This is a genomic window from Clostridium pasteurianum (assembly GCF_001705235.1).
Classification (GTDB): domain Bacteria; phylum Bacillota; class Clostridia; order Clostridiales; family Clostridiaceae; genus Clostridium_S; species Clostridium_S pasteurianum_A.
Genome location: NZ_MCGV01000001.1, coordinates 889,331 through 901,984 on the forward strand (window position 1 = coordinate 889,331; position 12,654 = coordinate 901,984).

The window sequence follows — 12,654 nt, forward strand, 5'->3', positions numbered from 1 at the left end:
ATTATGAATATAAAATTCAAAGAAAAAAAGTGCTTAATTCTGCACTTTTTTCACACCACTAAAATTTTTTTATATTCTATTTCTTAACTCTCTATATTTCCACTTTAGATTTCAGTTAACCTTACATGTATTTTTTCCGTATTCCAATCTCACCACAATCTATTCCACTTCTAAATGCTTCTTGTTTAGCCTCATATAAACCTCCTTACGGAGCAAGACATAAACTACTGAAAATAATGGAACAAATATAAGCATACCTATAACACCTAATACTTTATCTCCTAGCGTTATAGCAGCTAGTACCCATATAGATGGAAGTCCCACTGAGTCACCAACAATTTTCGGATAAATGAAATTATCCTCTAATTGTTTAATTACTGCATAAATAATTACAAAAACAATCACTTTTGCGGGATTAGCCATTAAAATAAATAACATACCTAAAGCAAATCCAATAACTGAACCTAACACAGGTATAATAGAAAAACAACCAATTAATATACTTATAACCATAGCATATGGCAGATTAAAAATGCTCATTACAACAAAGAACAGAAATCCTAAAATCGCAGCTACAGTGAACTGACCTGTAATAAAACTTGAAAATGTTTTACTTGTAAGCTTTAATATGTCTATCATTGAGTCTACTTTTTCTTTTTTCATAAAGGCATATAATATTTTTTTAAACTGAGTACCTAATTTCTCCTTTTGTGCTAGTATGTATATAGAAAATATAAATGCTAATATAAATTCTACAGTAGCACTTGCAAAAGTCGTTGCTGCTCCTAAGGTTGATAGTACAACTGAACTAGCACCTTTAAGAACACCTGATTTTATGCCATTAAAAATTTTATTCCAGTCTATGCCAATATTGTTAATTAAATTCATGGCATTGTTAGCTAACCATGTATTACTGTCAAGCCATTTCTCAAATGCTTTTGATGAGCTATTGAAGGCATTTGGCAAAATTTTAATTGTTTCAATAATATTAGGTATAATAATGTAAGAAATCAAAGTTATAATACCTACTATAAAAATACATGAAGCTACTATGCTAATACCTCTATTACATTTTCTAATTAATTTTCCTATACCTTTTTCTTTACACTTTGATAGCTGTTTAGATAAAAATGTAACTGGTATATTAAGAATAAATGCAATACATCCTCCTAAAATAAATGGAAACAATAACTTGTACACATAATTTAATATACCAGTAACATTATTACCATAATTAAAAACAATATATAGTATAAATGCCATAACTATTAAAACAGCAGTTTTATCCCTAATTTTCTTTTCTAGATCCATAATACTATCACTTCCTTTCATAAACTGATACTTTATATCATATAATAAATTTAAAATAATAACAATTAAAATAAATATCATTTGGTCGAAATTACTGTATTGCGATTTATTTTAGCTTTTTTCCTTCTGATAATAAAGTAACTGCCTTAGCAATACGTTCATTTCTGGTTGCTTCACGTTTAGCTGAAGTAATCCAAACTACATATCGCTTCTTATCTGTATACGAAAAGGATTGAAAGGTGTTTGAAGCTATTTCATTTTTATTTATAGCCGCTACAAAATCTTCAGGAACTTCTACTACACGTTTCTCCTCATCCTTTTCCAAAGTTATAAATATTTCTTCACCAAATCTCTTTCCAATTTTATTTCGAATTTCCTTTGTTATGCCAAGCATATAGCAGCCACTCATTCTTACAATTGAGCCACGATATTCTACACCATTAAATGTTGCTTTTACTTTAACACGTTTTGAGCCAAACACATCATTAACATCAAAAGGTATTTCAACATAAGCCGCATCTTTATCCCCATGTTGTTTTATAATTGCTTTAAATTCCTGCTTCAATAAATTCACTCCCTAACATTGTTTTTTAATTATTTTGCTCAATAAAAATTATATTACTCTTCTAATTATCCACTACTTATCTGAATAACCTCCTCCTTGAAGCTAAAATTCTATTTAAAAAACACAAGAGGGCTAAGTACTATGTATACCTTTACGCTCTATTTTTTTACATTATAATTGTTATCATAAGTACTTTTGATAATTGACTATTGTCTCAAATTATATTATATTAAAATTAACAGGTTCATATTGCGACGTTATTAAGAAATATTAATAAATGTTGCCGGTTTTCAATTAATTGGGGCTCTTATCGAAAAAAATGAAAATAAAAATATGGACAAGGTATCACAGCGGAAAAATATAGCCTGGTTTTAATTTTTAAAATTGGTTCTGCTTTGCTTAAAAAGGCAAAATTATCTTGGTCAAATCATTGAAATAGTCCCTAAAAATCACTTATAATAATATAAATAGCAATTTTACAGTAAACCTTATGTGCCATAGAGCAATTAAGCTTCCACGGTTTCAGCAGGTATAATATTGCACGTACTTAAAATTAATTTTATAAATTAAGTAGCTGCGTAATACAGTTATGGAAGGGAAGTAAAAAATTATGGAAAAGAAAAATTTAGATTGGGCAAATCTTGGCTTTGGATATCAGCCAACAGATAAAAGGTTTGTATCAAATTATAAGGATGGAAAATGGGATGAAGGTGCATTAACTTCAGATGCAAATGTTGTAATTAATGAATGTGCAGGTGTATTACAATATTCTCAATCATGCTTTGAAGGTATGAAAGCTTACACAACTAAGGATGGTCATATTGTTACATTCAGACCTGATTTAAACGGAGAACGTATGGAAAACTCTTGTAAAAGACTAGAAATGCCTGTTTTTCCAAAAGAAAAATTTGTAGATGCTATAGTAAAAACCATAGAGGCAAATGAAGCATGGGTACCTCCATATGGAAGTGGAGCTACTTTCTATGTTCGTCCATATATGTTCGCATCTGGATCAGTTATTGGTGTAAAACCAGCAGATGAATATCAATTTAGAGTATTTGGGACACCAGTTGGACCATATTTCAAAGGCGGTGTTAAGCCATTAACTATACGTGTTAGTGATTTTGACCGTGCTGCACCACATGGTACTGGACATATCAAAGCCGGACTTAACTACGCAATGAGTCTTCATGCAATTGTTACTGCACATGCAGATGGCTTTGATGAAAATATGTACTTAGATGCTGCTACTAGAACAAAAGTTGAAGAAACTGGAGGAGCTAATTTCTTATTTGTAACAAAGGATAATAAAGTTGTTACACCAAAATCAAGCACTATTCTTCCTTCAATAACACGTCGTTCTTTACTTACAGTTGCAAAGGACTACCTTGGACTTGAAGTAGAAGAAAGAGTTGTTTATTTTGATGAAGTAAAGGATTTTGCAGAATGTGGACTTTGCGGAACAGCAGCCGTTATTTCTCCAGTAGGAAAAGTAGTAGATCATGGCAAAGAAATTTGTTTCCCAAGCGGAATGACAAATGTAGGTCCTGTTATCAAAAAGTTACGTGAAACATTAACAGGAATACAAATGGGAAGCATAAAAGCACCAGATGGTTGGATAAAAGTAATTAAGTAAATTAACAATGTTGAATTAACATTAAAAAAATTCTATAAATCTAAAATAAAAAAATCATAAAATACTAAGATATTTCAATAACTCCCTAACGGTCAGACAATTGAAACATCTAAGCATTTTATGATTTTTTTATTAAGATTTATTAGAATTTTTTTAAATCGTTCCTTCAACATTGTTAATTTGCTTTGAAAGTGAAACAAGGAAGAAATTCCTCCGTACCTACGGAATTTAATAAAGATATATTATATCTGGTAAAGAAGGATAACAATCATATACGGGGTTTGGGTCAAAAACCCATTATTCTTCTTAATTATCAATAGGCATTTTCTATATTATCACTAACAACTTCATATTAGCACTTTCTAAATTGTCCAAACCTCACGTAATTTAAAGAGTGCTTGTATTAGGTTAAGAAGGATAATGGGCTAAAGCCCAAACCTCGCATATGATAATACTCAGACAAATCGAAATATCTAAGCATTTTACGATTTTTTTCATCAAGATTTATTAGGATTTTTTTAATCGTTCCAACTCATTGTTAATTTACTTTAAGAGTGAAGCGTTAGCTGACATCGCTTTGCACGTCAGCAGGTGAGATATTTCATCTGTGACCACATGTTAGCGGAAGAAAATCGTCCATAACCTTTATCGCGGGCAAAGCCTCATAAAATACAGGTTATCTTAATATTTACGACGGACAACCTTGATTTAAAGACTTGTCTAAACCCACTTTAATAAATTTATCCTCTATTTTTTCATTTCTTCTATATTTCCACTTCGAATATAATGTAATTTTTTAGATATCTTTTCAGTATCCCAATTCCACCACTTAATTTTTAGTAAATCTTCTATAACCGGATTTTCAAATCTCTTTCTTATAAGTTTTGCAGGCACACCTCCGACTATGGAATGTGGGGGTAAATCTTTTCAGTGTTCAGTCCTTCATTCATCATTATATTAGCCCTCCATAAAATTTCAGGTATTTTTCAATGTTAGATTTTATATACTCAGCACTGTGATTACCAGAAAATATATGATTTTGAGCTTTTACACCCTTTTCTTTTAATATTTTATATAAAACTCCACATCCCTCATAAAATCCACCTTCATCCTTGTCTCCAGCATCAAGATATACTTCAATATCGGGAGAAATATTATTGTTTTTTGCAATACATATCGGATCATATTTTTCCCATACATCCATATCCTTAAAATATGGTTTATCTTCATCTTCAAGTTTCAATTCTAAAGCAGGCATATGCCCTCCTACTTTTGAAAACATCTGCTGGTGCCTTAATGCATTATGAAGAGCTGCATACCCGCCAGCAGATACTCCCCCTATATATCTTCCTTTTCTGTCTTTTATGGTATTAAAAGTTCTATCTGTTAACACTACTACCTCTTTTATAAAATAATCCTCATACATTCCTAAATTTATAGTTCTATTATTACTATTTTCAGTAACAGCTACATCTTTACATATTAATGATGAATTTATTCCACGACTGTTTTCAATTCTTGGACATACAATTATCATTGGTCTAATTTCTCTATTTTTTATCATTCGATCGGCTTTAGTCTTTATATCCGTTTCAAGCATTATATTTTCATTACCGCTTCTTCCATGTAAAAAATATAATACCGGTAAAGAATCCAAACAATTATAGTCTTCTGGTATATACACAAGCATGGACATTTCTTTGCCTAGAACATTACTATAAATGCTTACTTTTTTTATTTTTGATTCATTCATAATATCACCTCAAATGATATTATACTGCGCACTATGCAGCTTACCTAGTTCATAAATATTTCTGTAGCAAAACTGCACATTTCATAATTCCTTGATTGTCTCTTAAAAAATAACAGCGTAGTTCTAATTAGAACTGCGCTGTTATTTTTAAGAAACACTTTAACTTTTAAATTTGCTTTTTAGTTTCCTTTGTCAAAAATGTATAGTTTGAATGCATGGATATTATTAGCATAATTAATCCAAAGATATTTGGAACTATTAAGTTAGTGTTATGAAACACACTCTGATAGTGTTGTAAAACTGTTAATGATATGGCAATAACTACAGATGCTACCATGCCAACAATAGGTATTATTACATCTAATTTTCGTGTTTTTGCTATTAATATAGTTATATAATAAAACATAACACCATATATCCAAAAATTAACTACGAACCACGCATGTGATAGTCTAATATAAGCTTTTGATTTAAAATATGCAACAATAAAAATAACTATTATACCTAAAGCTATTATAGGTGCAAAATAAATTATTTTTAACATTTTATCTAATCTCTTTTTTATTTTCAAATTGATTTTATCATAATATTTATAAAAAATACCTCTCGAAACTATTAATAAAATTGCCATTAATAAACTAAATCCTAAACATAAATATGTCATATATGTTTTAGCTCCTTTCTAAAATACTGTGAAATGTGGCATTTTTTATTATATTATAATTAAGCTAAAACAATCAAGCATATTCATGCAAGAAATTAAGTATATTTTGTAAACCTATGCAAGAACTAATTTTCTATCTTTGCGAATTTCCTGCCTTATCTTCTTTGTTTGTACCTAAAATATGTTTACTAAAATACCTTTTACCATACCATTCAATTTGACTTTTACCTTCCCTTTTACGATATTCTTCAGCATATTTACGTTTGTAATATCCTTGAACTTGATATGGAAATTCAATATATATTTCTATTGCTATAAGTGCCAAATTAAAAATAACCCACATTGTAACTATTTGAATCAATCCATCTGTTCCACTACCAAAATCCTCAATGTGTGGATATCTCCATTTTAAAATTAAATAACATGTGCAAGCTATTCCTCCCAATGTCAAAGCAATGTTAATTATCTTATTTTTTAAAGCATTGTGTCTAGTGCGAATATCTTGCGATGAAAACAATGTTCTTTGAATAGACTTTATTTGTCTGCGAAATAGTAAAAAAGCGAATAACCCAAATGCACAGTATATAATTATAATTCCCCACGCCGTGAAAATTTTTAATAACATTGTAACAAACATCAAATTAAATTCAAGTGCCAGCCAAATTAAATAATTATTTGCATTTACATGCGCCCAAAATATTCGGTTACGTTTTATTCGTATGAAGCGAGTATAGATCCAAAATAAAACAAATATCAAAAAGCACAGCCAAAATAACCAAACCGGTGAAAAATTTATATCAGCCTTTGGAAGTGAACTGTCAGCAGTTTGCTCAATTGTAAGACTTACTGTGAGCCGATGCACCCCATATAACATTAAAATGCAAATACAAGCAATGATGAAAAATAAAACAGGTCTTTCCTTTTTATTTGGTTTCTCTACATCCTTATTTTGCCTTTTTAATATAGGATCGTCTTCAAAGTTTAGACTTTCTTCAAATGTTGCAGTAAAAATTTTAGGTTTTCTCATAAAAATCACCATCCAAATTCTATTTAATATACTTGTGGAACCTTAGGAGTATACTTTAGTACCTTCCTTAATCGGATCTTATAAAGTTGCTAGCTGCTTTTTTGATAGTATTCAGCCTCTACCCAGCATAATCATATAATTTATAAGCATCATCTTTTAAGTCATCATACGCATGAGACCATTTATATTGAACTGCTTTAATTTTTTATCTTGATCTCATCCTAGCATTGATCTTCTCTCTTATTTTTTTTCTTCTTGCTATACGTTTTGCTCTTCGCTTGCCGTACCATTGTTCATCTGTAATTTCCCAAATTTCCCTATACGATTCTGAATATTTTATTATATAATAATGAGCTAATAGTGTTGGGGTTACTATTCTTCCTAAAAATATGCTTACAATCGAAATTATTAGAAAAAGCCATCCATAAAGAATTTGATAACTATCAACTGGAGTTATCATTCCTATTCTTGGAAAGTAGCTATTTATTATCAAAAGAACAAATACTACAAAAATATTAAAAAATTTTTTTAAACTACCTCCCTTCTTCATTTCCACCTTAGTTTTATATAGTTCAAATAATATTCTATTCCTAGTATGTATAATAGATTTTATCAAAAAGTATATAACAAAAAGTACCTGTACTACCATTCCCAGTATCCCAGAACCAGAAATAGCAAATCCAACTAACATAGGAAAACCGGTAAAAAACAGTATATTAGTAAGTAACACCATTTGTAAAATTGCAATTTTCATTGCATTTTTCATGGAATATCCTGGAAGCATTCTTCTTAAAGGAAAATAAATCCAAGTAATTACCCAAAAAAGTTCAAAGACCTGTGGAACGGCAATTAAGTAACTGCCAATCTTGCCTGCCATCACAGCCGAATAATAGTTGATATCATTAATGCTTCCAATCTGTGCCTTGGCTAATTCTTGTGGAAGAAAAGCTCCTAAAATATATGGAAGTACCCCAAAAAGTAGTAGTGATAAAAATGAACAAAACAATACTCTTATCACCGAGTGTTCATGAAAATAGTTTTTTATAAACTCTTTTTCCATTGAAGCTAATTGCTTAGGATTATTGACATACGCTAATGATTGTTGAAAACTAGCTGAAAATATTTTGTTTTTAGTATCCATATAACGTGCTTTCCTCCTCCAAAAACTGCGCAGCTTCGTTAAGTACGGAATCATGCAAATTTACTTCAGATATTTTTTTGCATATTTTTTATAATTGGGCTGTGTTATTTTATTCATTGCATATAGCATTTTCCCTCGGAGATAATTATCAGTCGAATCTGGTTCAATCATTATGGCAATTTTTTTATCTTTGTCAGGGAAAACAATAGTATAATTTTTATTATCTTGCTTTATCACACAATAGTTAATTCCATTTTTAATGCCGACTGCATTTTGTGTATAAGCGAAAGTTTTTCCATCTACAGTTACTTTCTTATCTTTAAACACCATTGTAGAATTTTCTCCACTACCATCCTGCACTTTCCATGTCCCTTGAATACTTTTGGAACCGCTGCATCCACCGAGAATTAAAAGCGACAGGACTAATACTAGTACCAATAAAGTAGTTTTATTTGTTTTCATTTATCTTTACACTCCTAAGTATTTTTTGAATTTCCGTATAGTTCTCGTTTTTTTCTTCTTCACAAATCTTAGTCGTTCCTGTGAAACTGATCATAATTTTAGCATTATTAGATTTTTAATTCTTTCGTGAATAGTGTTGGCATCCAAATTACCTTGTAAATATTCACAAAGTGTATTACGCTCATATCTGTATGATTTTTAGAGTTATCACGATAATAAGGATTCCCTTGTGCTTTATCAAATTGACATCCATATTTTTGAGCAAACAATTCATATTGTTTATTAGCTTTAATAGCATGTCCAATAGAAAAATAAGCTATAGCACCTGTCCTTGCAAGCATGGCTAGAATAAACAGGATATCCAGCAGTACCCTTGTCTTTGATCAGGTTCGAACCAATAAAGCCAGTTACTTAGGAATCAACTAGAAAACATCGGGCGCTCGCCAAAAATAATATTCCCCCAAATACACAGATGAATATTAATAGTACATTTTTTATAGTTTTTTTAACAAAAGATGCCACAAAAGTAGCATCTTAATTTCTTTCCATTCCTCAGCAATTGTTCTATTCGTTGAATTCACTTTTTGAATCACTTGATCAATTTTTTTCTTTAAATTGAATACAAGCCTGAACCTGAGATTTTAACTCTTCAGGTGTCACAGAGATTTAAGCCATAATAACTCCTAGTTTTATATATTTTCAGTATTGTTATCTTAAGTTAAGTGTGAAGTTTAATATTATTACTATTTCATTTCAAAATTTTTTCCATTTCATGTTTATTATATTACTCTTATTTTTGACTGTCAATGATTTATTTCCACGGTTTTCAACAGTTTCTAACTTAATAATTATTATAAAATCTCTGTCATTACATTTTTATGTCGAATTATTAAAAAGTTGTTGTATATATTGTGTTTTATGTTATGTTAACCTTGTAAAATTATATAAGATTATAAAAGCTTAGATAAAGAACTTAGAAACCTACTATATCAATCATATCCTAAAATTTATATTCTTAAAAAATATTATACTAATTTAAGTTTAATTTAAAAATATATTTAATATAATTTAAAATTCTATAATATTATACAAATTAATGAGGTATTATGAGTTTTAGCCATCTATTTTGCCATAAAAACTGTAAATTTTTGTTGCAATTTTCCAGGCAAATGTTAAAATTGAAAATAAAAAAAGGGAGGATAAAAAATGATTTTTATCTATAAAAGGAAAGGGAAATTGGTTGTTTTCTCTTTAATTCTTTCTGTACTCATTTATTTTATTAATTTCAAAAAGTTTCCAAACACTAATCAATGCTTTCTCACAGCTATTTTACTTATGGCTGCAATATTAAATTTTTTATTTACAGTTTTGTTTGTCAGAAATGAAGTAGAACTAACAAACGATGAGTTTGAAATGATTTTAGAACATCAAAAAGAAAAATTTCCTAAAAAGAATTTCAGTGACGTTACAATTAAACTCCTGCGTATTAATTGTAGCCATTACAGTTCATTGTTCTTTATTCGTAACAAGAATTGGACATATATTTTTCTTGTAATAGCGGTAATTAACTTCGTATTGTACTTATAGAAAGCTCAATAAAGATAATATTAGGCATAGCAGAATGATTCTTAAAATAAAATAAGGAGAACCACCTCCATCTTTTGAATTTGGTTCTCCCCTAATATTTAGATTCATTATTAAATTATCATTTTTTGATTTTTTTCCTCATTCCTAAAGAATTAGGACATTCTAATCTGCATTTACAGCAATTATAAAACCAATAACCTTTGCTTGACTGCTTAACTACATTACTCCTACATAAAGCTTGGTTAACACTAACTCCATTAAGAGCTTTTTGAGGACAATTTTCAATACATTTCCTGCATTTATCATAGCAATAATTTTCTTTTATCATAGGATCATAATCTACAACTTTATCTATAAGTAAAGCCCCTAAATACATCATATTTCCCAAATCTTTATTTACTAAAAGAGTATTTTTACCTATAACCCCAATACCTGCGAGCTCTCCTGCATGTTTTAAGGACAATATTCCTCTACCATGTTTTTTCTCTTCATCCCAATACTCATAAGGTTCATCACATGGTATCATAACTGCTCCTGTATGTAACTTGTCTAAATAGCAGCAAGCATTAGCACTTATTCTATCAATTTCTTCAAAAATCAAAGCAGTCATATGAGTATATACTACTCTCGTACTTTTAAGCATATTTGCTGCGGCTGGAAGTCTTTTAGCGAAAACTACTACAGATTTACAATCAGAATAAATATCTTTAGGATGAAAGCCTTCAGGTGCATTTTTAAATCTTTCTACTGGCGCTATACCACACACATCAGCTCCTAGATCATATAAAAGTTTTTTTACCTCATTAGAATCAATCATTAAAACACCTCCACAAATTTTATATTGAAACTATAACTCATGTTAAATAAAATTTGCTATTAAACTAATATATAATAATTAAATTATTTAATCGTGTCAATATGAATAAATAGTGTTAAAATGAATTTAAAATGTAGTATATTTTAAAAAATCGAGGTAAAACCATGAAATTAGTTTGTATTGGCGATAGTTTAACCTATGGATATGGAGTTCCATCAAATTCCTCCTGGGTAGAACTTTTAAAATCGCATTTAAATTTAGAAATAATAAATAAGGGAATGAATGGAGATACCACCTCTGGAATTCTTTCAAGATCTTATAGAGATATTACCCAGGAAAAACCATCTCATGTAATCATTATGGCTGGAACAAATGATATGCTTATGAATTATCCATTAAAACTAATTAAGGATAATATTAAGTTTTTGATAACTGAAGCTAAAGAGAATAACATAGAACCTATAGTAGCTCTACAACCGCCGGTAATAGCTTCACTTGCAAAAATTTATTGGGATGCTGAAATTAATTATAAAGAGGTTAATACTAATTTACTAAATTACATTAATTGGGCTAAAACCTTCTGCTCAAATAATAATATTACTCTTATCGATTTTTACGACCTGTTTATAAATAAAAAAGATATTAAAAATTTATACAGTGATGGAATACATCCAAATGTCCATGGGCACAAACTAATGTTTGAAGAAACAGCTAAACTATTAAAAAATAAGGATGGAAAAGTTAACTTATGAAAAATGATCTACAAATTGATGAATACCTAAAAAATGCAGAACAGGCTTCTCAGGAGAAAAAATTAATTAAAGCCATAGATCTGTATAACAAAGTTTATGAACTTTCTAATGGTAAAAATATAGAAGCAATAATTAATTTAGCTGTAATATATGATTCTTTAGGAAAATCTGACATGGCTAAAAAGTATTATTTAGAAGCCTTGGCAATAGATGACTATGAAGATAGAGCTTATTACGGTCTAGCTGTAATATATGATAATGATAAGAATTACAAAAAAGCTATAGAATTATATAAAAAAGCTATTTTCATAAATCCAAATTATCATAAAGCCTATTTTTTCCTAGCAAATGCCTATGATGTATCAGGAGCAAAAAGGCTGGCAGTAGCTACCTATAAAAAGTTGCTAACATTAAATCCTATGAATTTCTGGGCAAACTTAAATTTAGGTGCTATATATGAGGAAGAAAATCAAAACAACCTTGCATATAAAATGTTCTCAAATGCTTTAGAAATAGATTCAGAAAATTACTTAGCACTTTTTAACATGGGGGTAATTTGTAATAAATTTAATATGCTAGAGAGAGCAATTAATTTCTACCAAAAATCAATTAAACAGAATAAAACTTATGAATACAGCTATTTAAACTTAGCCGTAATTTACAAATATAAAAATACTAAAAAAGGTATAAAAGTCCTATCAGATGGAATCAATAATTGCATTGAAGTACATTTTTTGTATTACAATAGAAGCTGTTTTTATGCTTTAATTGATGAAAAGGACAGGGCATGTGAGGATATAATTACAGCATTAAAATTATACCCTGAATTTTTAGAATATGCCCTTGAAGATGAGGAATTAGAAGAAATACGAAAACTCAATTCTTTTAAAAAATTCATAGCTTCATATAACGTATAACGCATTTATCTTTAAATTATAA

At 29.3% G+C, this 12,654-nt stretch carries 13 protein-coding genes and 1 pseudogene; 3 read left to right on the forward strand and 11 right to left on the reverse strand.

From position 1 onward, the window contains the following. Positions 1-159: 159 nt before the first annotated feature. Both BEE63_RS04125 and BEE63_RS04130 read right to left on the reverse strand, forming a co-directional pair. Positions 160-1,332 (reverse strand): AI-2E family transporter, encoded by a 1,173-nt coding sequence (locus tag BEE63_RS04125; RefSeq protein WP_242874679.1) that lies wholly within the window; start codon positions 1,330-1,332, stop codon positions 160-162. Positions 1,333-1,417: 85 nt separating this feature from the next. Then, positions 1,418-1,876: a YdeI/OmpD-associated family protein gene (locus BEE63_RS04130; RefSeq protein WP_081312462.1), complete on the reverse strand. Its 459-nt coding sequence runs from the start codon at positions 1,874-1,876 to the stop codon at positions 1,418-1,420. 610 nt (positions 1,877-2,486) lie between these two features. Here BEE63_RS04130 and BEE63_RS04135 point away from each other — a divergent pair. Further along, positions 2,487-3,512 (forward strand): branched-chain amino acid aminotransferase, encoded by a 1,026-nt coding sequence (locus BEE63_RS04135; RefSeq protein ID WP_066020177.1) that lies wholly within the window; start codon positions 2,487-2,489, stop codon positions 3,510-3,512. A 747-nt stretch (positions 3,513-4,259) separates the two neighbouring features. Here the strand turns inward: BEE63_RS04135 and BEE63_RS21575 are convergent. From BEE63_RS21575 to BEE63_RS04175, 9 genes and pseudogenes are all read right to left on the reverse strand, one after another. Next, positions 4,260-4,406, reverse strand: coding sequence for a hypothetical protein (locus tag BEE63_RS21575; protein WP_157797096.1), 147 nt, complete (start codon positions 4,404-4,406; stop codon positions 4,260-4,262). A gap of 58 nt (positions 4,407-4,464) precedes the next feature. Further along, complete coding sequence (locus tag BEE63_RS04140) at positions 4,465-5,265, reverse strand: alpha/beta hydrolase (RefSeq protein ID WP_066020178.1); 801 nt, start codon at positions 5,263-5,265, stop codon at positions 4,465-4,467. Between the two features lie 166 nt (positions 5,266-5,431). Then, a complete protein-coding gene (locus BEE63_RS04145) occupies positions 5,432-5,929 on the reverse strand; it encodes a hypothetical protein (RefSeq protein ID WP_066020179.1) in 498 nt (165 codons plus the stop codon). Positions 5,930-6,062: 133 nt separating this feature from the next. Beyond that, positions 6,063-6,956, reverse strand: coding sequence for a hypothetical protein (locus tag BEE63_RS04150; protein WP_066020180.1), 894 nt, complete (start codon positions 6,954-6,956; stop codon positions 6,063-6,065). 205 nt (positions 6,957-7,161) lie between these two features. After that, entirely contained in the window at positions 7,162-8,097 is a 936-nt protein-coding gene (locus tag BEE63_RS04155; RefSeq protein WP_066020181.1) for a hypothetical protein, read from the reverse strand. Between the two features lie 60 nt (positions 8,098-8,157). Further along, entirely contained in the window at positions 8,158-8,559 is a 402-nt protein-coding gene (locus BEE63_RS04160; RefSeq protein ID WP_066020182.1) for a glycosyltransferase, read from the reverse strand. 107 nt (positions 8,560-8,666) lie between these two features. Continuing rightward, on the reverse strand, positions 8,667-8,900 hold the full coding sequence (locus BEE63_RS21580; RefSeq protein ID WP_066020183.1) for a hypothetical protein: 234 nt from the start codon (positions 8,898-8,900) through the stop codon (positions 8,667-8,669). A gap of 201 nt (positions 8,901-9,101) precedes the next feature. Continuing rightward, positions 9,102-9,225, reverse strand: a pseudogene (locus BEE63_RS21170) (WXG100 family type VII secretion target); the annotation flags it as partial. 1,039 nt (positions 9,226-10,264) lie between these two features. Next, positions 10,265-10,963 carry an epoxyqueuosine reductase gene (locus BEE63_RS04175; RefSeq protein WP_081312463.1) on the reverse strand — a complete coding sequence of 233 codons (699 nt, stop codon included), beginning with the start codon at positions 10,961-10,963 and terminating at the stop codon, positions 10,265-10,267. Positions 10,964-11,127: 164 nt separating this feature from the next. On the opposite strand from BEE63_RS04175, the gene BEE63_RS04180 reads away from it, so the two are divergent. Together BEE63_RS04180 and BEE63_RS04185 are read left to right on the forward strand one after the other, a co-directional pair. Next, entirely contained in the window at positions 11,128-11,715 is a 588-nt protein-coding gene (locus BEE63_RS04180; protein WP_066020185.1) for an SGNH/GDSL hydrolase family protein, read from the forward strand. Then, positions 11,712-12,632 carry a tetratricopeptide repeat protein gene (locus BEE63_RS04185; protein WP_066020186.1) on the forward strand — a complete coding sequence of 307 codons (921 nt, stop codon included), beginning with the start codon at positions 11,712-11,714 and terminating at the stop codon, positions 12,630-12,632. The genes BEE63_RS04180 and BEE63_RS04185 overlap by 4 nt, the downstream gene beginning before the upstream one ends. Positions 12,633-12,654: the final 22 nt, after the last annotated feature.

Coding starts and splice junctions, on each gene's coding strand:
- BEE63_RS04180 (WP_066020185.1), top strand. CDS start 11,128: ATGAAATTAGTTTGTATTGGCGATAGTTTAACCTATGGATATGGAGTT.
- BEE63_RS04175 (WP_081312463.1), bottom strand. CDS start 10,963: ATGATTGATTCTAATGAGGTAAAAAAACTTTTATATGATCTAGGAGCT.
- BEE63_RS04185 (WP_066020186.1), top strand. CDS start 11,712: ATGAAAAATGATCTACAAATTGATGAATACCTAAAAAATGCAGAACAG.
- BEE63_RS21580 (WP_066020183.1), bottom strand. CDS start 8,900: ATGCTTGCAAGGACAGGTGCTATAGCTTATTTTTCTATTGGACATGCT.
- BEE63_RS04155 (WP_066020181.1), bottom strand. CDS start 8,097: ATGGATACTAAAAACAAAATATTTTCAGCTAGTTTTCAACAATCATTA.
- BEE63_RS04160 (WP_066020182.1), bottom strand. CDS start 8,559: ATGAAAACAAATAAAACTACTTTATTGGTACTAGTATTAGTCCTGTCG.
- BEE63_RS04140 (WP_066020178.1), bottom strand. CDS start 5,265: ATGAATGAATCAAAAATAAAAAAAGTAAGCATTTATAGTAATGTTCTA.
- BEE63_RS04135 (WP_066020177.1), top strand. CDS start 2,487: ATGGAAAAGAAAAATTTAGATTGGGCAAATCTTGGCTTTGGATATCAG.
- BEE63_RS04150 (WP_066020180.1), bottom strand. CDS start 6,956: ATGAGAAAACCTAAAATTTTTACTGCAACATTTGAAGAAAGTCTAAAC.
- BEE63_RS04125 (WP_242874679.1), bottom strand. CDS start 1,332: ATGAAAGGAAGTGATAGTATTATGGATCTAGAAAAGAAAATTAGGGAT.
- BEE63_RS04145 (WP_066020179.1), bottom strand. CDS start 5,929: ATGACATATTTATGTTTAGGATTTAGTTTATTAATGGCAATTTTATTA.